Source organism: Amycolatopsis sp. NPDC051373, assembly GCF_040689465.1.
Classification (GTDB): Bacteria; Actinomycetota; Actinomycetes; order Mycobacteriales; family Pseudonocardiaceae; genus Amycolatopsis.
In genome coordinates this window covers 292,206-313,554 of the sequence record NZ_JBFBAE010000010.1, presented here as the reverse complement: position 1 = coordinate 313,554, position 21,349 = coordinate 292,206, and the positions used below count along the sequence as shown (strand labels likewise).

At 71.3% G+C, this 21,349-nt stretch carries 17 protein-coding genes; 7 read left to right on the top strand and 10 right to left on the bottom strand.

The annotated features are described in order from the left end of the window. Positions 1-332 precede the first annotated feature (332 nt). The 3 genes from AB0383_RS21260 to AB0383_RS21250 are packed head-to-tail and all read left to right on the top strand — an operon-like array spanning position 333 to position 2,540. Entirely contained in the window at positions 333-1,328 is a 996-nt protein-coding gene (locus tag AB0383_RS21260) for a LacI family DNA-binding transcriptional regulator (RefSeq protein WP_364187984.1), read from the top strand. A gap of 40 nt (positions 1,329-1,368) precedes the next feature. Beyond that, the gene (locus AB0383_RS21255) at positions 1,369-1,929 is read left to right on the top strand and encodes a helix-turn-helix domain-containing protein (RefSeq protein ID WP_366188319.1); all 561 of its coding nucleotides are present in this window, start codon (positions 1,369-1,371) and stop codon (positions 1,927-1,929) included. Continuing rightward, positions 1,926-2,540, top strand: a complete 615-nt coding sequence (locus AB0383_RS21250) for a class I SAM-dependent methyltransferase (protein WP_366188318.1) — start codon at positions 1,926-1,928, stop codon at positions 2,538-2,540. The genes AB0383_RS21255 and AB0383_RS21250 overlap by 4 nt, the downstream gene beginning before the upstream one ends. A 259-nt stretch (positions 2,541-2,799) precedes the next feature. Here AB0383_RS21250 and AB0383_RS21245 read toward each other — a convergent pair whose 3' ends face one another. The 3 genes from AB0383_RS21245 to AB0383_RS21235 are packed head-to-tail and all read right to left on the bottom strand — an operon-like array spanning position 2,800 to position 8,053. After that, positions 2,800-3,690 carry an ROK family protein gene (locus AB0383_RS21245; protein WP_364187973.1) on the bottom strand — a complete coding sequence of 297 codons (891 nt, stop codon included), beginning with the start codon at positions 3,688-3,690 and terminating at the stop codon, positions 2,800-2,802. Beyond that, positions 3,687-6,602: a beta-mannosidase gene (locus tag AB0383_RS21240; protein WP_366188317.1), complete on the bottom strand. Its 2,916-nt coding sequence runs from the start codon at positions 6,600-6,602 to the stop codon at positions 3,687-3,689. The genes AB0383_RS21245 and AB0383_RS21240 overlap by 4 nt, the downstream gene beginning before the upstream one ends. Beyond that, entirely contained in the window at positions 6,599-8,053 is a 1,455-nt protein-coding gene (locus AB0383_RS21235; protein ID WP_364187971.1) for an APC family permease, read from the bottom strand. The genes AB0383_RS21240 and AB0383_RS21235 overlap by 4 nt, the downstream gene beginning before the upstream one ends. A gap of 106 nt (positions 8,054-8,159) precedes the next feature. Here AB0383_RS21235 and AB0383_RS21230 point away from each other — a divergent pair, with 106 nt between their 5' ends. Further along, entirely contained in the window at positions 8,160-9,362 is a 1,203-nt protein-coding gene (locus AB0383_RS21230) for an ROK family protein (protein ID WP_364187968.1), read from the top strand. A 3-nt stretch (positions 9,363-9,365) separates the two neighbouring features. Here AB0383_RS21230 and AB0383_RS21225 read toward each other — a convergent pair whose 3' ends face one another. After that, the gene (locus tag AB0383_RS21225; protein WP_364187965.1) at positions 9,366-9,992 is read right to left on the bottom strand and encodes a TetR/AcrR family transcriptional regulator; all 627 of its coding nucleotides are present in this window, start codon (positions 9,990-9,992) and stop codon (positions 9,366-9,368) included. Between the two features lie 248 nt (positions 9,993-10,240). Here AB0383_RS21225 and AB0383_RS21220 point away from each other — a divergent pair, with 248 nt between their 5' ends. Together AB0383_RS21220 and AB0383_RS21215 are read left to right on the top strand one after the other, a co-directional pair. Continuing rightward, complete coding sequence (locus tag AB0383_RS21220) at positions 10,241-11,338, top strand: DnaJ domain-containing protein (RefSeq protein WP_366188316.1); 1,098 nt, start codon at positions 10,241-10,243, stop codon at positions 11,336-11,338. A 741-nt stretch (positions 11,339-12,079) separates the two neighbouring features. Next, positions 12,080-12,685 carry a LysE family transporter gene (locus AB0383_RS21215; protein WP_364187959.1) on the top strand — a complete coding sequence of 202 codons (606 nt, stop codon included), beginning with the start codon at positions 12,080-12,082 and terminating at the stop codon, positions 12,683-12,685. A gap of 47 nt (positions 12,686-12,732) precedes the next feature. Here AB0383_RS21215 and AB0383_RS21210 read toward each other — a convergent pair whose 3' ends face one another. Next, positions 12,733-15,189, bottom strand: a complete 2,457-nt coding sequence (locus AB0383_RS21210; RefSeq protein ID WP_366188324.1) for a M14 family zinc carboxypeptidase — start codon at positions 15,187-15,189, stop codon at positions 12,733-12,735. Between the two features lie 199 nt (positions 15,190-15,388). Between AB0383_RS21210 and AB0383_RS21205 the strand changes: the two genes are divergently transcribed. Beyond that, positions 15,389-16,054 carry a DUF998 domain-containing protein gene (locus tag AB0383_RS21205; protein WP_366188315.1) on the top strand — a complete coding sequence of 222 codons (666 nt, stop codon included), beginning with the start codon at positions 15,389-15,391 and terminating at the stop codon, positions 16,052-16,054. Between the two features lie 27 nt (positions 16,055-16,081). Here the strand turns inward: AB0383_RS21205 and AB0383_RS21200 are convergent, their stop codons facing one another. The 5 genes from AB0383_RS21200 to AB0383_RS21180 all read right to left on the bottom strand — a co-directional run bounded on the left by AB0383_RS21200 (position 16,082) and on the right by AB0383_RS21180 (position 21,331). Continuing rightward, positions 16,082-16,474 (bottom strand): hypothetical protein, encoded by a 393-nt coding sequence (locus AB0383_RS21200; protein ID WP_354877522.1) that lies wholly within the window; start codon positions 16,472-16,474, stop codon positions 16,082-16,084. 129 nt (positions 16,475-16,603) lie between these two features. Continuing rightward, positions 16,604-18,535 carry an AMP-binding protein gene (locus tag AB0383_RS21195; protein ID WP_366188314.1) on the bottom strand — a complete coding sequence of 644 codons (1,932 nt, stop codon included), beginning with the start codon at positions 18,533-18,535 and terminating at the stop codon, positions 16,604-16,606. Positions 18,536-18,574: 39 nt separating this feature from the next. Beyond that, positions 18,575-19,792 (bottom strand): acyl-CoA dehydrogenase family protein, encoded by a 1,218-nt coding sequence (locus tag AB0383_RS21190; protein ID WP_366188313.1) that lies wholly within the window; start codon positions 19,790-19,792, stop codon positions 18,575-18,577. A gap of 136 nt (positions 19,793-19,928) precedes the next feature. Continuing rightward, the gene (locus tag AB0383_RS21185; protein ID WP_364187947.1) at positions 19,929-20,552 is read right to left on the bottom strand and encodes a TetR/AcrR family transcriptional regulator; all 624 of its coding nucleotides are present in this window, start codon (positions 20,550-20,552) and stop codon (positions 19,929-19,931) included. A 5-nt stretch (positions 20,553-20,557) separates the two neighbouring features. Continuing rightward, positions 20,558-21,331, bottom strand: coding sequence for a LuxR C-terminal-related transcriptional regulator (locus tag AB0383_RS21180; protein ID WP_364187944.1), 774 nt, complete (start codon positions 21,329-21,331; stop codon positions 20,558-20,560). Between the last annotated feature and the right edge of the window lie 18 nt (positions 21,332-21,349).

Here is a 21,349-nt window from a genome sequence, read left to right as displayed (position 1 = left end):
GCCCGCGCCCGCCCCCCCCCCGCGACCCCCGCCGCGGCCGGGGGCCCCGCCCGCCGGGGTCGGCCGCGCGCGCCGCCGCCCCCCCCCCCCCACCGCGCGTGCCGCACGTCAAGCACGGGCGAAACGAGCGCCGCGGCGGCGACCAGCATCGCGACGCCGGCGGTGAAGCCCTCCCCGCGTGAACAACGGCTTACCCGTCAGCAGCACCACAGCACGACGTTCACGGCGCCGACGCCAACGTGCTCCGGCCGGGACCGGTCCCGCGCCGACGGCGCCCGCTGAAACGTTTCATCATCGTGTTAGGCTGGCCACCCAAGGGCGAGGGGAGGGCCGTGGTCGGCATCAAGGAAGTCGCGAAGCGCGCGGGCGTTTCGATCGGCACTGTGTCCAATGTGGTCAATCGGCCCCACGTCGTCGCGACGGCCACGCGCAACCGGGTGCTGTCGGTCATCCAGGAGCTGGGCTACGTGCGCGACGAGTCCGCGCGGCAGCTGCGCGCCGGGCGATCGCGGATCATGGCGCTGCTCGTGCTCGACCTCGGGAACCCGTTTTTCGTCGATGTCGCCCGCGGGGCTGAGGAAGCCGCACACGCGCAAGGGATCAACATCATCACGTGCAACAGCGGGCAGCGGGTCGAGACCGAGGCTTCGTACCTCGCGATGCTCGCCGAGCAACGCGTGCGCGGTGTGCTGCTGAGCCCGGTCGACACCGCCGGCGACGCCATGCAGGCGTTCCGCCGTAGTGGCATTCCGTACGTGTTCGTGGACCGCAAGGTGCCCGCGGACGAGGCGAGCTCCGTGTCGGTCGACGACGTCGCGGGCGGTGCGCTCGCCGCCCGGCACCTGCTGGAGACCGGGCACCGCCACATCGGGTTCGTGAACGGTCCCACCATCCTCACGCAGTGCCGCGACCGCGACGCCGGCGTGCGCTCCGTGCTCACCGGTTCGGGCGCGCAGCTGTCGGGGGTGGAGGCAATCGGCCTCGACGTCGCGTCGGGCCGCGACGCGGGCGCGCGCCTGCTCGGCATGAGCCCCCGGCCGACGGCCGTCTTCTGCGCCAACGACCTGCTCGCGCTCGGCGTGCTGCAGGCGATGGTCGGTGCCGGCGTGCGCGTGCCGGACGAGATGGCCATCGTCGGCTACGACGACATCGAGTTCGCGGGCGCGGCGGCCGTCCCGCTCACGTCCGTGCGCCAGCCCGCGTTCCGGCTCGGGCGCACGGCCGCCGAGCAGCTGCTCGCGGAGACGGAGGAGAACCCGGCGCCGCGCCGCGAAGAGGTCTTCACGCCGGAGCTGGTGGTGCGGGAGTCGACGCGCGTTCGCCGGTAACTGTTTACACTTGGGTGTACAGAGCGCTATAAACACTTTCGTGGACACCGGCCGCAAACTCATGCCCCGCGCCGAACGCCGCGCGCAGATCCTCGCCGCGGCGCGGACGGCCTTCGCCCGCGACGGCTACGCGGCCACCACGATCGAACTGGTCGCCCGCGAGTCCGGCGTGACGGCGACGATCATCTACCGCCACTTCGCCGGCAAGCCCGACCTGTACCGCGCCGTGCTCGACGACGTCGGCGACCGCCTGCGGATGGCCACGTCGGGCCGCGTCGACCTGGTGCGTGCGGCGGTCGCCGCCGCGGCCTCCGATCCGGACGGCTTCCGGCTGCTGTTCCGCCACGTCGCGCGTGAACCGGAGTTCGACTCGTGGGCAGCCGACTTCCGCTCGCGAAGCTCCCTGGTGGCCGAATCGGCGCTGCCGGCGGAAATCCCCGATCCCTCGCGCCGGGCTTGGGCCGCGACCCTGCTGACCACCCTCTCGGTCGAAACGATCCTCACCTGGCTCGACGCCGACCGCCCCGCTCCCGAGGAGACCGTCGCCACCGCCATCGACGCCGCCTCCGCCGCCTTCATCGCCACGATCGGAGCACCATGACTTACCACGACGTCGGCCGCTTCGACGCCCGTGCCGACACCTACGACAAACCGACCATGCAGGGCTTCTTCGGCGCCGTCCACCGCGCGACGCTCTCCTTCGCCGCCGCTGCCCCGCCCCACTCGGTCCTCGACGTGGGCGCCGGCACCGGCGAGCTCCTCGCCCTGGTCCACACCCGCTTCCCGGATGCCGCTTTGTCCGGCGTGGACCCCGCGTCCCGCATGCTCGCGCGGGCGCGCGAAAAGCCTTTCCCTGCCGCGTTTTCCGTCGGCACCGTGGAATCCCTCCCGTACCCTTCGGAGACCTTCGACCTGGTGCTCTCGACGATGTCGTTCCACCACTGGGCCGACCCCGCCCGGGGCCTCGCGGAAAACCACCGCGTCCTCGCTCCGGGCGGCACCGCCGTCGTGGCCGAACACTTCACTCATGGGTGGCTGCGTTTTGCTTCCCGCGTCCTGCCCCGCCGCAACCGCACGGAGACCGTCTCGGAAGTTGTCGCACTGGCTCGCGACGCCGGCCTCGACTTCGCCGGCCAAGCCACCGTCTTCCGCCTCGCCGGGCTGCCTTTCGTCACCGCTCTGCGGTTGCGCAAGCCACAAGCTCCTGAGTGACAACACAAGAACCGTGTGCGGGCGGGCCACCAGCCGCCGGGAAACAGCCCCCGCCCTCCCTGAGGGGGGTGTCCCCACGTCCATTCTATCGGCCACCCCCGACAAAAACGGGGCCCAAGCCGAAAAGGAGCCGAGCTGTCCACAACTCCGGCCTGCTGTGGACAAACGGCTGAGGGGCAGCACCGAAAACTGCACCGCCCCTCAGAACGCGGGTACCCGAAGCTGTGCCGGGTCGGGGCACCGGCACACCTTCGGGCAGCTATCCCCCCGTACCCAGCCGCATGGCCAGAGCCACCGCGCCGAGCAACGACGCGTCCTGGTCGAACCGGGCCGCCACCAGGTCCGGCGGGAACGGCACCGCGCCCGCCAGCCGGTCGCGCAGGGCCGGCAGCAACACATCGGCCGACCGGACAAGTCCGCCACCCACGGCGATCCGCGAGGGATCGAACGCGATGGCCAGATTGGCCACGTGCATGGACAACTCGTCCAGCGCCGACGTGACCAGTTCCTTCGCCTGCGTGTTCTCCCGGGCGAGCGCGAACAGCGATGCAGCCGTCACCGGGCGGCCCAGCAATTCCGCGGCCCGGCGGCCCAGCCCTCGCCCGCCCACGGCTTCCTCCAGCGGCGCGGAGCCGCTGGCGAAGCCGTCGGTCCCCTGGGGCGCGAGCAGGTTGTAGCCGATCTCGCCCGCGGCCCCGTTGGCGCCGGCCAGCACAACACCGCCGATGAGGACCGCGGCGGCGATGCCGGTGCCGAGGGACAGGAAGACCGCCGGGTCGGCGCCGGCGAGGGTGCCGAACTCCCATTCCGCCAGGGCGGCCGCCTTGGCGTCCGTGCCGGTGGCGATGGGGACGCCGCCGAACTCGGCAGCGACCAGCGAGCGCAGGTGCAGCTGTTCCCACCCGGGCACGTTGGGCGCGAGCAGGATCCGGTCCTCGAGAACGATCCCGGGGCTGACGACACCGACCGAGTCGACGCGCGCGCCCTCGTCCGCCACCAGGGCCTTGGCCCCGGCGAGGGCGCGCGTCACCACCTGCTCGGCCCCCGCCTCGGCGTCGGTGTCCAGCCGGCGCGTGGCCAGCAGGGTTCCGGCGTCGTCGGCGAGCCCCAGCGCCACTTTCGTGCCGCCGAAGTCGATACCCAGGATCACTCGCGAGTCCCCTCGATCGCCGGCGGGCGGACGGCGTGGCCACCGTGGTGGCCGTAGCCGCGGGCGGCGGGCACGACCACGTTGCCGGTGTTGAACCCGTCGACGCTGATCACGGCGGGAGCGCCGTGCAGGTCGGCGGAGCGGTAGGTCACCGTCAGCGTCTGCGACTCGCCGGGCCACAGCGTGATGTCGTTGTCGTCCCACGTCGCCGCGGCGAGCTGGCTGTCGCCGGACGCCACGCCACCCGAAGCGGTGCCCCGGCGGACGTCGGCGCGCAGGAAGAACCCGACGGATGGCGTCTTCGACGTGTTGGTCACCGTCACCGTGGTCGCCGTGTCGGCCCCGTCGGGACCCGCCACGTGCTTCGTCGAGCTCTCGACGCCGATCTGCGCCTTCGGCAGGTCGCGCAGCGCGGACATGTCGCTGTACTGGCTGAGCGTGGCCTGCGGCTCGCCCAGGGTCTTGTTCCAGTCGACGACGTCCTTCTGCGTGGAGAGCCAGTAGACGTTGCGGTCGACGACCTTCCCGCCCTGCGTCACCTGCAGCTCCACGAAGTACACCTGCGCCTTGGCCGGCGCCTTCGTCTCGGCCGGCACCTTCGGCTTGAGCAGACCGGTGACGACACCCTGCGAATTCAGCGACACGTTCTTCGCCGTCTGGTCGTCGAGCACCTTGCCCGCGGTGTCGTAGACCTTGGCCCGCACCGAAACGCCGGCCTGCGTGCCGCCGCCGAGGTTGGCCACGGTCACGGAACCGTTGTCGTAACCGTAGATCGCGTGCAGCGGCGCGTTGGCCTTCTTGGCACCGAAGAACGCGCCCGGCTGGTCACCGTCGTCGTTGTAGAGCGACCACAGCAGCGTCGGCCAGCCCTTGTTCAGCTGCCAGTACACGACACCGGTCGACGGGTTGTCCTTGTCGGTCGAGTGCGCGATGAAGGACTCGAACTGCGAACGGGTGTTCTCGTAGTTCGCGACCTGTGCTGACTCCACATAGGACTCCAGCGAGTCCCACTTGCCGTAGCGCTGGGTGATGGAGTTGTTCAACGTGTACAGCGTGCCGAAGGCGTAACCGCCGTGGTCGGGCTCGAAGTTCGCGTGGTACTGGTTGTACGCCGGGTCCTGCCACAGCTTCGCCTGCTCCTCGGGCGAGAGGAACCGCTTGATGGAGTCCAAAGTGGGCACCGTGTGCCCAGCACTCTGCTCGCTCGCGAAGCCCCACGAGCCACCGGCGTTGGTCCGGCTGGAGTCACCGGAGTCGAAGTGCGACGTGTCGTACCAGTAGGCCGGCGGGACCCAGTCGTACGGGCCTTCCTTCTCGCCCGAGACGCCGAGCGTCGGGGTGCTCTTGTACTCCGCCGAGGCGATCACCGGAACCTGGAAATCGGCTTCGGAGAACGCCTTCAGCGTCTCGGACTCCTGGCGCGCGACCGGCTCGTTGTCGCTCCAGCCGTAGTTGAACACGCTGGGGTGGTTGCGCTCGCGCTGCGCGATCGAGTACGCGGAGTCGTGCATGATCCGGTAGTCGCGATCGGTGAGCTTCGAGGCGTCCTCGGGCTGCCAGGCGTCGCAGCACAGGAAGCCGCCGATCACCAGCAGGCCCGCGCGGTCGGCCTGGTTGTAGAAGTCCTGCGGCATGTCGTGGCCCTCGAGCCGCACGCCGGACAGGCCCATGTTCTTGATCAGCGCGATCTGGTGCGCGGTGTCGGCCTTGTCGTAGCGCAGGAACAGGTCCGGGGCGAAACCGCCGCCGCGGAACACGAAGTCCTTGCCGTTCACCGCAAACAGCCGCGAGCCCTGCGGCAGCGGCGCGGACTTGCCGACGAGCTTCGAGGTCACCGTGCGGATGCCGAAGGTGTCCGAAGAGGACGTGGACACGACGCCGCCCTGGGCCACCGAGGTGTCCAAGGTGTACAGCGGCTGCGCACCCATCGAGTACGGCCACCACACCTGCGGCTTGCGGATCTTCAGCGCGGCGAACTTCGCCGGCGTGAACGTCACCGTCTGCTTGGCGTGTGCCGGGACCTTCACGCTCTGCTTGACCACGATCGGCGCGCCCGACGGCGGGTTCACCGTGGCCGTGACGTCACCGGTCTGCGCCGAGCCGGCGTTGTTGGTGACGTCGACCTTCACCGTCAGCGAGGAGGTGGACAGGTCGGCGGCGTTGTCCTGCACCACGTGGGCGTTGTCGCCGGTGAGCGCGTCGGACAGCTGCAGGGTGGGCGGGTACTGGATGCCGGTGTTGTTGTCCGGCGGGATCTGGCCCCAGTCGACCTGGTCGAGCGTGTACATCGTGAGGGGGTTGTTCGGGTAGACCTTGATCGCCAGCGTGTTCTTGCCCGGCTTCAGCAGCTTGGTCACGTCGAAGGTGTGGCCGGCGAACGCGCCGCTCACCACGTCCTTGCCCGCCACCAGCGTGCCGTTGACCCACACGTCGCCCTCGCCGACGATGCCCGGGATCGTGAGCTTGCCGTTCTTGCCCTTGGCGAAGCCGGGGTCGAAGTCCGTGCGGTACCACCACGGGTCGGAGAACGGCTTCGTGGTCACAGGGCCGAGCTTGTCGACGTACCCGAAGCACTTGCGCATGTTGTCGGAGTAGAAGACGTCGGGGCACTTGCCGTTCTGCACCAACGCGTTGATCTCGGTGCCCGGCGCGCCCGCGTCGTCGGACTTGACCGGCAGCCAGCCCTTCGTGGCGTACCCGGGCTGCGAGACGCGGTCACCGCCGTCCTTCACACTCGCGGTGGTGAGCACCTGCCAGCCGGAGGTGCCGATCGTGGACAGTCCCTGCTCTCGCGGAGCGTGGTGCTGGGGCGACGCGGCGGGCGCCTGGGCCGACGCCGTCGCGCTCACCACCCCGGGGACCAGGATCAGCGCGGCGGCCGCCGCGATCCCGGCGACGAGCGGTTTCCTCATGCCTCAAGCCCCTCTTCGGTCGGCTGCTGCTGCGCGAGGACGAACTCCTCGCGGATCTCCTTGGGCCCGAACGGCCACGTCTTCTCCGCCGCCGCGTAGATCAAGAACGCGACGACGCCGAGCACGATCCACGCCACCGAGAGGATGATCGAGAGCGTCGTGGCGGAGATGTAGATGTACACCCAGCCGGCGAGCGCGATGATCGTCGGGATCGGGTAGAGGAACTGGCGGTACGGCCGCTTCAGCGCGGGCTGGCGCCGGCGCATCACCCAGATCGCGGCGACCTGCGCCAGCGACTGGATGATCACGAGCACGGTCACGGCCGCGTTGATCACGTCGGTCAGGGTGAACAGCGAACCGATCGCGGTGATCACGCCCATCGTCAGCACGCCGGCGGTGGGCAGGTTCAGCTTCGGGTGCAGCTTGGCGAACACCGGCAGGAACACCTTGTCGCGCGCGGCTTCGAACGGCACGCGCGAGCCGCCGAGCAAGCCGGCGAAAACCGAGCCGATGGCCGCGATGACGATGAAGACGGTGATCACCTTCGCGGTGACCGTGCCCCACGCCTGCTCCAGCACGGTGGAGGCGACCGACGTCGCGTTCTTCAGCTCGTCGAGCGGGATCGAGCCGAGCACGCCGACCTGCAGCAGGAAGTAGAGCGTCATGATGCCGAGGATCGAAAAGATGATCGACCGCGGGATCGTGCGGCCGGGGTTGCGAACCTCACCACCGAGGTAGGCGGTGGTGTTGTAACCGAGGTAGTCGTAGATGGCGATCACGAGGCCGGCGCCGAGGCCACCCCAGAACGCGCCGCCCGAGCCGAACGCGCCGGGCGTGAAGGCGAACGCCTGGCCGCCGCTGAAGTGTGAGAAGGCCGCGACGATCACGGTCAGCACGGCGAACAGCATGATCACGAACAGCACGGTGGTGAGCTTGCTGATCTGGCCGATGCGGCGGAACAAGGCCAGCACGATCACGGCGATGATCACGATGCCGATGATCTTGCCGAGCGGCGTCACGCCACCGTCGTCGACCACACCCGGGATCAGGTACCCGAGGTACTGGACGAGGCCGATGATGCCCGTGGACATGATCAGCGGGATGAACAGCACGGCGCTCCAGGCGAACAGGAACGGCATCAGCCGCCCGGTGCGGTACTGGAAGGCCTCGCGGAGGTAGATGTAGGTGCCGCCGGCGCCGGGCAGCGCCGCGCCGAGCTCGGCCCACACCAGCCCGTCGGCCAGCGCGATGATGGCGCCGATGATCCAGCCGAACATCGCCTGCGGGCCGCCCATCGTGGCGACCATCGCCGGGATGGTCACGAACGGGCCGATCCCGCACATCTGCGTCATGTTGATCGCGGTCGCCTGCAGCGGCCCGATCTTGCGTTCGAGACCGGTCCGTGGAAGATCCGCCGTTCCGGAACCCCCCGAACGGGTGGGTGAGCTCACGTCGTGCCTCCATCCAATAGTTAGTAAAGCTTCTTAACATAAGATTTGCGGGGTCGGAAGAGCCGCGTTCGTAAAGTTGTGGAAACGGCGAGGGGTGGCGGTGAGCATGGCAGGGCCGCAGGTGGGCACACCGGCGAACATGCGCGAGCTGAACCAGCGGCTGGTGCTGGACCGGTTGCGCACCGGCGGTGAGGCCACTCGGCCCAGGATCGCCGCGGACACAGGGCTTTCGAAGCCGACCGTGGGCCAGGCGCTGCTCGATCTGGAGCAATGCGGATTGGTCCGGGCCACCGGCCACGGCCCGTCGGGGCCGGGGCGCGCCGCCGTCGTCTACCGCGTGGCGCCCGAGGCCGGACACGTGGTGGGCGTGGACATCGGCCGGCGTTCGATCCGCGTAGCTGTCGCTGATCTGGACGGAAGCATCGTCGCGCGGCTCGACGAGCCGAACCGGTGCCGTTCGGGCAGCGCGCTCGTCGGGACGGTCGGCGACGCGGTGGGCCGCGCGGTCGCGGCGGCCGGGCTGGAGCCGGCCGACGTCGTGGCCACCGTGGTCGGCACGCCGGGCATTCCGGACGCGCGCACCGGAACCGTGCACCGGGCGCCGAACCTGCCGGGGTGGGAGCGCAAGGGGCTGCTGCACTCGCTGGCCGACCGGCTGTGCGCGCACGGTTCGGACCTTGTGGTGGAGAACGACGCGAACCTGTGCGCGGTCGGCGAGCACGCATTGGGGGCGGCGCTGGGCGTGGACGTGCTGGTGTGCCTCACGGTGGGCACCGGCATCGGGATGGGCGTGCTGGTCGGAGGGAAGCTGTTCCGGGGCGCCCACGGCGCGGCGGGTGAGATCGCGGACCTGCCCGCGGGCGCCGGTGCTTCCGGGGCGCGTGCTCATCGGCCCGGGCCGATGGAGGACGTCGCTTCGGCGCACGCGATCGTCGCGCGCGCCCGAGCGCTGGGCTTGACCGCTCGAAGCGCCCGGGAGGTCTTCCGGTCGGCCGCGGACGGGGATCCGGCGGCGCTGCGCGTGGTCGAGGAGGAGGCCGCGCACCTGGCACACGTGGTGGCCGCGGTGACCACGGTGCTCGACCCCGGGCTCATCGTGCTGGGCGGCGGCATCGGGAGCAACGCGGCGCTGCTCGCCGGGCCGATGCGACGCGCGCTGGCCGCGACGACGCCGTTCGCCCCGGAGATCGTCGCCGGGCAGCTGGGGTCCGACGCCGTGCTGGCGGGCGCGGTGACCACGGCCCTGGGCACGGCGCGGGAGCTGGTGTTCAAGCGACGCGAACCCCGGCGGACGGCCGCGCAAGCCTGAGCGTCACTTCGCGGCGGCCTCGACGATCGTCAGCAGGTCTTCGAGGTCTTTCGCGAACTCGGCGTCGCAGTCGACGTGGTGCGGCAGCGGGCCGAGGCGGTGGTGGGCGGGCAGGTCGGCAGGGCCGAGCTCGACGCGGCGCGAGCGGGCGAGGCGGGTGCTCGCGGCGAAGCGGCCTTCGACCTCCGAGAGGACGTAGCCGAGGACGAACGTGGACAGTAGGCGTTCCAGGCGCGGGACTTCGGCCTCGGGCACGCCCGCGTCCAGCAGGGCTTGGTAAACGCGTTCGGCCGGGAGGAGGGACTCCTCGCTCGCTGCCGGACGGGTGAACAGCAGACCGGCCACGGCCGGGTGCTCGCGCGCGACCGCCCGCGCTCCCCCGGCCAGTTCACGCAACCGGGTGAAGGGATCGAGGTCCGCGGAGGGCGCAGGCAGCAGGGTGAGCAGGTGGGCGGCGATGCCGTCGAGAAGGTCGTTCTTGCTGCGGAAGTAGCCGTACAGCGCCATGGGCGTGAGGCCGAGCCGGGCGGCGACGCCGCGCATGGACAGAGCGGGCAGACCGCGTTCGGCCGCCAGCTCCCAGGCCGCGCCCACGATCTCGGACCGCCGGGCGGTCTTGAGTCTGCGCACCCCGCGGAGTCTGCACCGTAGACCCGCGGGTCTACGGCGTAGATCACACCGGGGCCACCCGATCGATCACACAACGGAACCCGATCGAGCGATACTGCGCAGCCAGGCCGTGGTCCGCACTGTCCACTGTGGTCACTGGCGCGCGACGATGAACGGGGTTCACCCCGGCGCGCCGCGGAGGCGGTTGCCGAGGGCGATCACCGACCCCATATCGTTGCGCGGCAGCCATTCGGAGGTGGAACGCGAACGTGCCCGAAGTCGACTACTACGCGGTGCTCGGCGTGGGGAAGACGGCGTCGCCCACGGAGATCAAGGCTGCCTACCGCAGGCTGGCGAAGACGCTGCACCCCGACGCGGGCGGCACCGTCGGCACGTTCCAGCTGCTGCGCGAGGCCTACGACACGCTGAGTGATCCCCGCGCTCGCGCTGCGTACGACGCCGGGATCCCGACCGTGCACGCGCGCCCGCCGGCGAAGCCGAAGCGCCGCCGGTTCAGCGAGGAGCCCGGGTTCGTGCCCGAGCCGCTGGACCTGGAGCCGGACGAGCTCGAGTGGTGGGAGTTCGCGGCGCAGGACCCGCGCGTACGCCACGGGCGGCGCCGCGGCCCCGGGCACACGCCGGTGGTCGCGGCCGTCGCCGGGATGGTGCTGGTGCTGGCGCCGCTGGTCCTGGGCGTGGACTTCACGCCGCCGGTGCTCATCGTGTGGCTGGTGCTCACGGCCGGCACGGCACTGCTGGTGCAGCGCCTGGCCCGCGGCTACCTCGCCGCGCGGCGCGCCCGCAGCGAGTTCGCCACGGAGTTCGGCGGCGGCGCGGTGTTCGGCAGCCCCGGCATCGAAGCCGACGAGCTCGCCGAACGCCTCACGGCCGACCTCCTCGAGCGCTACCTGACCCGGCTGCCCGCCGCCCGCATCTTCCATGGCCTCGCCTGGCCGGGCTCCGTCTTCGCCGACGTCGACCACGCTGTGCTGTGCGGCAAGCGCCTCGTGCTCATCGAGTCGAAACAATGGCTCCCCGGCCACTACGAAACCGCCGACGACGGCCGCCTGCTCCGCAACGGCCGCCCCTTCCGCGGCGGCGGCTCCCGCCTCGCCGAAAGCCTCGACTCCTACCGCGACCTGCTGCCCGGCATCGCTCTGCGCGGCGCCATGATCGTCTACCCGAGCCACACGGGCGCCATCACCACCACCGACGACGCCGACTACGCCGACGGCGCTCCGCCCATGACACCGGAACAGTTCCTGCACGAAATCGGCGGCTGGCTGTCGGCAGAACCGTCCACTGTGGACCACAACGCGCTGCGGACGCTGCGGGGGCAGGTCGTGGGGAGTGGTCGGGCCGCCTGACCACGACGTCGGCTGCGGGTGGCGCGGGATCATGTCCGCTCCTCGCCGGGGGCGCGCGGTGATGCACTGGCACGGGCACTGCCAAAATTCGCCACCGGGGCGACCCCGCAACCCGGCACGCACGCGCGAAGCAGCAAAGCCCGACCTGACGCCCCACCGACCACGGCAGCGAAACCGCGGCAGCCGGCGACGCCGGTCTGCGCCGGCGACGGCACGGCGCAAACCGAGCAGCCACACCCGGCACGACGCCTCCCGCGCAGCAACGCAACTCGCCACCGCAGCCGGTTCCGCCCGACCCGCGCCGCCCTCAGCACCCGAGAGCCAGCAGCCAAGCCCGCCACTGCGCCCCGCCGACGCAGCAGCGCAACCCGCCACCGCGCCTGCCCCCGCCGCACCACCTCTCCCGGCAGACACGAGCCAAGGAGCCAAACGCCGCGCGGCACCATACCGACCACACCACCGCAACTCGCCGCAGCAGCCGGTTCCGCCGGACCCGGGCCACCCTCAGCCCCCGCGAATGCCCCCGCCGAACTCGCCACGGCAGTCCCCCGCCCAACCCCCACCCGACCCGCGCCACCCTCGGCCCCCGCGAGTGCCCCGGCCGAACTCGCCACGGCAGTCCCCCGCCCGACCCGCGCCACCCTCAGCCCCCGCCAGCGCCCCAGCCGAAATCGCCACGGCAGTCCCCCGCCGTCCCCGCCCGACCTCCGGCGCCCCGCGCACACGCGAGAGGATGGCGGTGTGAACACCGCAGCGACTCTCGGCACGGTGCTGCTCGTCTACGCGCCCGCGGCGGTGACGCCGGGGCCCAACTTCGTGCTCATCGCGCACACCGCGGCGGCCGGGTCGCGCAGGGCGGCGGTGGCCGTGGCGGCGGGGGTGGTGGCGGCGGGCGGGCTGCTGGCCGCGGTCGCCGTGTTCGGGTTGGGGGCATTGCTCGCGGCGACGCCGTGGCTGGCGACCGCGTTGCGGATCGTCTGCGGGCTTTACCTGGCGTGGCTGGGGATCAGGCTCTGGTCGAAAGCGCGAGCACCCGACCGAGAGCCGCTGCCGGAGCGGAGGAGTGCGTTCGGGCAGGGCATGCTGAGCAACGTCACCAACCCCAAGGCCGCCGTGTTCTTCGGGAGCGTGCTGACGGCCACGTTGCCGCCGACGGAACCCACGGCGACGAAGGTGGCGGCGATCGCGCTCATCGTCCTGGCGTCTGCGACGTGGCACCTGTCCGTGGCGCTGCTGTTCTCCTCCCCCGCCACGCAACGCTGGTACGACCGGGCGCGGCCGGTGCTCAACCGGGTCGTCGGGGCGGTGCTCGTCGTGCTCGGGGTCGCGTTGGCCGTGACCGGCTGAGCAGGTCCGTGAAGGGCCCGAAAGCGAACCCTTCACGGACCGAAACCTCAGCCGTGCGAGCGGTTCTTGGCCGCGCGCGCCGAGTTGGTGCAGATCTCGCCGACGTCGATGGTCTGGCCGCGGTCGAGGTACACGTCCGCGATGCCCGCCAGCTTGCCCTTCGCGTTGGTGCAAGTCAGCTGGTAGGCCTCCTTCGGTCCGTAGGTCGGCGGCACCGGCGACGCGAACGACACGCCACCGGTCCAGTCGTCCACCTGCGCCGGGTCGGCCTGGGCGTAGTTCACCAGCACCGCGCGGTAGTCACCGGCGGGCGGGTCGAACAGCACGGCGTGCTCCGAGGTGGTGCCGCCGTTAGCCGAAGACGTCACGGCGTTGCCCGCGGCGTCGTACACGTACAGGTCCCAGTCGGTGTCCGGGTTGGCCCAGTTCACGTCCACGCTGAACTTCCCGTTGTCCACCTTCGGCAACCCGTCGACGTGGAACGTGAAGCTCTCCGACGCCGGGTTGTCCGGGTACGACTCGTTGATCGGCGGCACACCCGCCGGGTTCGACACGGCGTACCCGGCCTGCGCCGGCCCCTGCGGGTCACGCCCGTAGCGGCCCGCGACGTACGGCCGCGTCGACGGGTTCACCGACCACGCGAAGCGGCCGCCCGTCGAGGTGTAGGTGGAGTTGAGGTTGTCGGTCACGTACACGGGCGGCTTGGTGGAGCCGTCCGGCTGCAGCACGGGCGATGTCGGGGTCTGGAACGTCTTGTGCAGCTTGAGCTGGTAGCCCTTCGGCGCCGTGCCGATCAGCGTCGAGTGCGCGGCCGGATCGGCGGTGTTGCGCAGCATCTCCAGCAGCGCACCACTGTTGCCGCCCTTGCCCGCACCGGTCGACGGGGCCAGGCCCGCGTACTCGGCCACCACACCGACCTCGTACGGCGTGTGGAAGCCCGTACCGCCGATCTCGATCGTGAAGCCCCAACCGCCGGTGGCCCAGTACGACCAGTCCTCGGTGGTGCCGGTGGTGTCGTAGAGCGCCCAGCTCGGTTCGTTCGTGTACCCGTTGTGCGCGGCCAGTTTCGCGCCCAGCGCCTGGTACACCGGGTCTTCGAGCGGCGGCCGCACATCGGCGACGCCCGGCGGACGCAGCACGAGCGCCGCGTTGGTGTGGAAGGTGATCAGGTTCGTCACCTGCCGCGACGACACGACCGAACGGACGTTGCGCGACTCCGGCTCGCTGAACGGCGCCGAACCACGGAACGTCTCACTGCTCCACGACAGGCCCGCTCCCCCGCCGCCCCAGAAGCCGGCGTAGTTGCGGTTGGGGTCGGTGCCGCGCTGCGCGCCGCCCGGGTTCGCCTTGCAGACGCCGGTGGCGAACTGCGGCGGGGAATCGGCGGCGTTGCAGTTCTTTCTCTTCATTTCATAGTCGAACCTCGTGAAATCCCCACGGGGTTCGGCTTCGCGGGAAATCGAGAAGCCGTCGGGGTTGACGATCGGCACGATGATGTTGCGCGTTTTGCCGACCAGCCCGCGGATCGTGGTGTCGTGGGCGTAGCCGTTGATCAGCTGGTATGCCCACTCCATCGTGGTCTCACCGGCCGGCCATTCGCGCGCGTGGTGCACGCCCATGGTGAAGTCGACGGGCTTGCCGTCGGCGGTGTTCGCGACGTCCGTGGCGATCTCGAGCCCGACGACGTCGCGGCCCTCCCACGTCGGCTCCGGCAGCGTGAACGCCTTGACCAGCTTGGGGTTCTTGCGCGCGAGCTCCTTCATCTCGTACTCGTAGTCGTACAGGTGGCGGTAGCTGGTTCGGCCGGACGGCAGCACCGAGGCAGCCGTCTTCGCGGCGTACTCGCGGTCGGTTTTCGCGTCGCGGATCGACTTCGCCGACAGGTCCGGCTCGACGACGGTGGATTTCAGCCCGCTCGCCGCGAGCGTGCGGCGGTCGGCGTCGCCGGCGAGCACGACCTCGACGCCGGTCGCATCACCCTTTTCGGTGACGTCGAGGCCGAGTCCGAGGAGCTTGTTCTTGTCCGCACGCGAAGGCGTGTGCACGCGCACCAGCTCGGCGCGCTGGGCCGGCGCGGCGGATCCGGTCGGGGTGCCCTGCGGAGTCAGCGCGAGGAAGTCGACACCCAGCCTCGCCTCCTTCGCGTTGCCCGCGTACCGGCAGCCCTGGATCACGAGCTGCTGGCCCTTCTTCACGAAGCTCTCGGCGAGCTCGTGGCTGCGCAAGGCCGCCGAGGCCGCGACGAGCGCCCCGGTGGCCTTGTCGAACACGGCGAGGTCCCAGTCGCCCTCGGCGCCGGCACCCGGCGTCAGGCGGGCCTGGACCAGGCCGTCGACCGTCGAGGCGACCTCGCGGCGGTCGGTGCCGGGCGCGCCGGCCGGCTGGAGCGCGGCGAAACACGACCGCACGACGGAGCGGTCGGCGTGCACCACGTTCTGCGCGGCCGTGGCCGACGTCGGCAGGGCGACGAACGTCCCCGCCAGGACGCCGGCCGTGGCCAGCAGAACCCATGGTCTCCGCGTTCTCGAAAGTACTCCCGAAACTGCTGAATTCCCCACGAACGGACCTCCCAGGGCCGAGCCGGGGCCGGGACGCTCCGGCAGCGAACGACCATATCGGTGCAAATCGGCCTGGGTAACCTTCGGAAGTACTGGACCAATCGGCTCACAGCGGGCACATGGGCCGGGTGGCTAATCTCGAGAGATGACCGCCCTCGCCGAGGACCGCCGCCCCGCTCTGCTGTCGATCGCCGGCATCGCCGCGTTCGCGATCGGCGCCGCGCTGGTCCTGCTCCTGCAGCTGGTGCCGCCCACCGACGAGATCAGCGTGACCAGCCGGACCATCAGCGAGTACGGCCTCTCGGACAACAAGTGGGTGTTCGACCTCGCGGTGGTCCTCGTCGCCGTGGGCTCCGCCGTGACGCTCGCCGTGCTGCGGCTGCAACGGCGGCTGCCCGTGGTTTCCGCCGTGTTCGGTGCACTGTGGACGATCGGCTTGCTCGTGATCGTGGCGTTTCCGAAGACCAACTGGGCCACCGCCACCGGTGGCGCCGCGGGCGGCACGCTGCACCGGGTCGCGAGCGTCGTCGCGTTCGTCTGCCTGCCGCTGGCGATCCTGATGGCCGCGCGGACGACGTTTCCGCACTCGCCGCGCCGCCGGTTCGCCGCCCGGCTGCTCGCCGCGCTGTCGCTGGGCTGGCTGGCGATCATCCTCGGCGCCGTGGCGGTCGCCGCGGTGAACGACGAACGCTGGTGGCTGCTCATCCCGCTCGGCCTGGTCGAACGCGGGATGGCGCTCACGGAACTGGTCGCGTTGGCGGTGCTGGCGGCACCGGTCCGCGCGAAGAAACCGGCCCGCGTTTCGAGCTGAAGCTCAGTACGCGCTGCCGGCCGGCGATCAGAACTCGTCGCCCTGCCCGAGGTCGTGTTCGAGCTGGTCGGCACGGGCCACCAGGGCGCGCAACGGCCGGTCCAGCTCGTCCTCGATGTCCAGCGACGCGAGCGGCACGGCGTGCTTGATCAGCGCCACGCCGTCGACCACGGCCGCACCGCCAACGCCGGACTCGCCGACGAGCTCCAGCAGCCGGCGCAGATCGACGCGGTCGGCCCAGCCGACGGGCGAGGACAGCTCGGCCCAGGCCACCCCACCGTGGTCGGGCAGCAGGTGGACGGTCGCCTGCTGGCTGCGGCCGTCCTCGGTGGGCAGGCGGAAGCGCAGCCAGCCGTCGTGGTCCTCGAGCACCTCGTAACGCAGGCGCACGAAACTGATCACGTCGTTCCAGATCGTCACGGTCGACACCTCTCGCCCCTCGGCCACGGCGCCAGCTTATCGGGCAGCCGCGCCGCCCCGCCCGGCGCACGCTCTGGCGAACCGGACGCGCCACCGGTACGGGCCGACGCCTGGCGAAGGGCAGGAAGGTCAGCGGGCCGCGGACACCGCCGTCAGCACCGCGTCCAGGGCACCGGGTTCCTCCATCGCGCTGGTGTCGCCGCGCGGAGCGCCCTCGACGAGGACGTCGCGCAGCAGGCGCCGCATGGTCTTGCCCGTGCGGGTCTTGGGCAGCGCAGTGACGGGATAGACCTTGGCCAGCCGCGCGTAGCCGCCGAGTTCCTCGCCGACGCGGCGGATCAGCTCGGCCGACACCGCGTCGGCGTCGGCTCCGGCCAGGAGCGTGACGAAGGCGATCGGGACCGTGCCCTTCGTCGGGTCGGGCACGCCGACCACGGCGGCCTCCGCGACACGCTCGTGGGCGGTCACGACGCCTTCGATCTCCATCGTGGAGATGCGGTGCGCTGCGACGTTGATGACGTCGTCCGCGCGGCCGAGCACCCACAGGTGGCCGTCGGCGTCGAGGACGGCCTCGTCCTTGGTGTTGTACTTGCCTGGGTACTGGCTGAAGTACGCCGACAGGTACCGCTCGTGATCACCCCACACCGTGCGGGCCAGGGTGGGGAACGGGCGGGTGATCACCAGATTTCCCTTGGTACCGGCGGGAACCGGCACGCCGTCGTCGTCCACGACCTCGCAGTGGTGGCCGGGCAAGGGGCGCCCGGCGGACCCCGCCTTCAACGCGTCGACGCCGGTCACGGGGTAGGTCCAGGTGGAGCCGGTCTCAGTCTGGCCGTAGGCGTTCACGATCGGGACGTCGAGGTGCGCGCCACCCCACGTGAACGTCTCGGCGTCGAGCGGCTCGCCCTGCACGGTGATCAGCTTGAGGTGCGGCAGCGGGTGCGCGGCGCACAGGTCCTCGCCGAACGAGCGCAGCATCCGCAGCACGGTCGGCGCGGCCAGCACCTGCGTGACCTCGTGGCGTTCGCAGAACTCGTAGAAGCGTTCCTTCGTCGGGGTGTCGAGCGCGCCCTCGTAACACGCGATCGTGGTCCCGCACGCCAGCCCGCCGATCACGGCCTGGATCGGGAAGGTCAGCCAGCCGACGTCGGCGGCCACCCAGTAGACGTCGCCCTCCTCGAGCCCGGCCTGCCAGTAGGCGTTGGCCCACGTGCCGACCAGGAACCCGGCGACCGAGTGCACCACACCCTTGGGCGTCGACTCCGTGCCGCTGGTGAAGATCAGGAACGCCGGGTCGTTGGCCTCCAGCGGCACGGCCGGCGTGCCTTCGGGGTGGCGGGCGACGAGGCCGGCGTAGGAGACCTCGCCCGCTTCGAGCGGCAGGTCGCGGCCGGTGCGGTCGAGCACCACGACGTGGCCGAGGTCGGGCAGGGCCGGCCGGGCCGTGCGCAGTGTCTCCAGCAGCGGCACCAGCTTCCCGCGCCGGTAGGACGCGTCGGCGACCACCACGGCCTTCGCGCCGGAGACCTTGAGCCGCGCGGCCACGGCGTCCTTGCCGAAGCCGGAGAACAGCACCGTGTAGATCGCGCCGATCCGGTTGCACGCGTGGATGGCCGTGAACGCCTCGACGAGGTTCGGCAGGTAGATCGCGACCACGTCGCCCTTGCCGATGCCCAGCTCCAGCAGCCCCGCCGCCAGCGCCGAGGTCTCCCGGGCGAGCTCGGCGTAAGTCACTGTGCGGGTGTCCCCCGGCTCGCCCTCCCACACCACGGCGGCGCGGTCGGCCGTCGCGGGGTCCTCGGCCCAGCGGTCGACGCAGTTGTCGGCGACGTTGAGCAGGCCGCCCGTGAAGTAGCGGAACTCGGGCAGGTCACCGCTGCGCACCTCGTCCCACGGCCGCATCCAGCGCTGTTTGCCCGCGGCCCACGCCCAGTACTCGTCCGGGTCGCGATCGTGCAGCGCCCGCGCGCCCGCGATCTCCTCGGCCCGGCTCGCCGAGCGCCACCGTTCCGGAAGTTCCTGCAACGGGACGGAGATCAGCTGTTCCACACTGTCGGCCACGGGCACACTCCCTTGTGTGTTCGATCGATCGGCACCTGCTCAGACGGCCAGCCCCAGTGAACGCGCGATCAGCATCCGCTGCACTTCGGACGTGCCCTCACCGATGGTGAGGATGCGGGCGTCCTGGTGGTGGCGGGTCGCGGCCGTCTCTTCGATGAAGCCGTAGCCTCCCTGCAGCTGGGTCGCCAGGTAGGCGGCCTTGTTCGCGGCTTCCGACGCGACCAGCTTCGCCGTGGCGGCGGCCTCCCTGATCGACAAGCCGTGATCGTACTTCCACGCCCCGTCGTACGTCAGCGTGCGGGCGGTGGCGGCGAGGGCGGCGATGTCCGCGGTCTGGAACGCCACCGCCTGGTGGTGGCCCAGCGGCTTGCCGAAGGACGTGCGCTCGGTGACGAAGCGCAGGGTGTCGGTCAGGCAGCCGCGGGCGAGCCCGGCGCTCATCGCGGCGATCGGCAGCCGTGCCCACGTGAGGAACTCGAGCGCGTCGCGGTAGCCGCGGCCCGGTTCGGACAGCAGCGCGTCGCCGGGCACGCGGACGTCGTCGAAGAACAGCGGATGCGTGTCGGAGGAGCGCCAGCCCAGCTTCGGGTATCCCTTGCCGACGGTGACGCCCGGCGCGTCGAGCGGGACGAGGAACGCCGAGACCGGGGGCCGGCCGCGCTCGTCGTCGCCGACCGCGGCGAGCAGGATCACGTAGCGCGAGAACGGGGTGCCGGAGTTGGTGATGAACTGCTTGGCGCCGTTGATGATCCAGCCGTCGCCGTCCTGGCGCGCGACGGTGGTGATGTTGCCGGCGTCCGACCCGCCCGACGGCTCGGTGAGGCCGATGGAGATGAACGTCTCGCCGGTGGCGGCCGAGGGCAGGATCTCGTGGCACAGCTCGGGCCGGTCCTGGGCCAAGTGGGCCAGCAGTGCGGCGCAGATCGCCTGGACGTGCACCGTGACCGCCAGCGAAGAGTCCACTGTGGCCAGCTCCTCGATCGTGAGGCACAGCGTGCGCAGGTCCGCGCCGGCGCCGCCGAACTCGGCCGGCACCATCAGGCCGAAGACTCCGAGCCGGCCCGACGCGCGGACCAGGTCCGCGTCGAACTTCGACTCGATGCTCCGCCGGCCGGCCTCGGGCGCCACCACTTCGGCGGTGAACTCCCGCACGGTGTCGCGCCACTGCAGGTGCTCGGGGGTGAAGGCCCAGGGCAGCTCGTACCCGTGGTCGGCGTGCTGGCCACCCCGCACGGAGTTCGTGGTGGTCGCGGTCATGTGCATCACCTGTTCTCGGGGTTCCCCGCCTCGGGGCAGGCGGGAGCACGGGTTCGTCGGGCCCGGCCGGGGACTGGGCCATCCGGACCAACGGTAGGCGCGGCGGGTTCGCGCGGATACCCACGAGTGGGGGTGGTCAGTCGCCCTTGCGGAGGAACGGCGCGACGAGCAGATCCGCGAGCTCGTCCGCCAGCTCCGCGGGGCTCACGGCGCCGGCCGGGTCGTACCAGTCGGGCAGGTAGGCCAGCGTGCCGTACGCGATTTCCAGGCACAGCCGAGCTTTCCGCGGGTCCGTGCCGAGCTCCAGCGCCGTCTCCTCGAACACCTTCGCGTGCTCGCGCCGCAGACCCAGCACGGCCTCGGCCAACGCGGGCACGCTCACGCGCGCCTTGAAGAACAGCGGCACGTACTCGGGGTAGTCGCGGACCTCGATCAGCACCTGTTCGCGGAACAGCCGCCGCAGCCGTTCCCGCGGCTCGGGTTCGGCCTCGACGATCGCGCGCAGCCGGGCGGACACGTCGGCCGACGATTGGCGCAGGCAGCGCAGGAAAAGCTCTTCCTTCGAGGAGACGTAGTAGTAGAGGCTGGCGCCACGCAGGTCCAGCTCGGCCGCGATGAGGTCGAAGTTCGCGCCCTCGTAGCCGTGGTCGGCGAACACGCGCGCCGCGGCGCGTTCGAGCCGCGCCACCCGTTCGGCCCGTTTGCGTTCGGCCCGGGTCACCGGTGCCTCGTCGGACCCGCCGGCCGTCAGGCTCCCCACCGCGGTCACGGTAGCAAGCCGGCCATCCGCGCGCGGTAGACGGCTTCGCCGCGGGTGTGACTGTCCAGTTTGGCCATCGCGCTCTTCAGGTACGACTTCACGGTCTGCACGGTGAGGCCGAGCCGACGGGCGACGTCCACGTTGGCGTGGCCCATCGCGACGGCCGTGAGCACGTCCAGCTCACGCGGCGAGAGCCGGATCGGCAGGTCGTCTTCCGCCGGTTTCCCGGACAGGCTCGCACCCAGCTCGCGGAGCCGCCGGCGCACCACGGGGTCGGTGACGGCGGCCGCGATGTCGTCGAGCTCCGCGGCGATGTCGCCGGCCGAGCGCGGCGCCGGGCTCGGTGGTTCCGCGGCCGCAGAGCGCTTCACGAGGTCGACCGCCCGGTCGATCAGGCCCTCCCCGAACTCCACCGACGTGCGCGCCGCGCCGTAGACGACGTCGCGCACCACGCCGTCGGTCTTCACGGGCACGGCGAACATCGCGCTCAGGCCCTCACCCGCCACGGCGCCGTCGAAGCGATGCGTGATGCCCTTGGCCGCCACGTAGTCCCGGACGAACACCGGCCGTTCCAGGGCGATGCACCGGCCGCCGACACCCTCACCCCGCGGGATGACCAGGTTGCGCAGCAGGTCGGTGCGGGCGCCGTCGAACCGGTCGAGCACGAACGTGCCCGTGCCCTGGTCGACGCGGGCGGCGAACGCGATGTCCACGGGTTCGAGCGCGCGGACGGCGCGAAGCACCCCGTCGACGCGGACTCGCGGTGTCGCCGTCGACATCCGCGCCTCCTTCCGCCG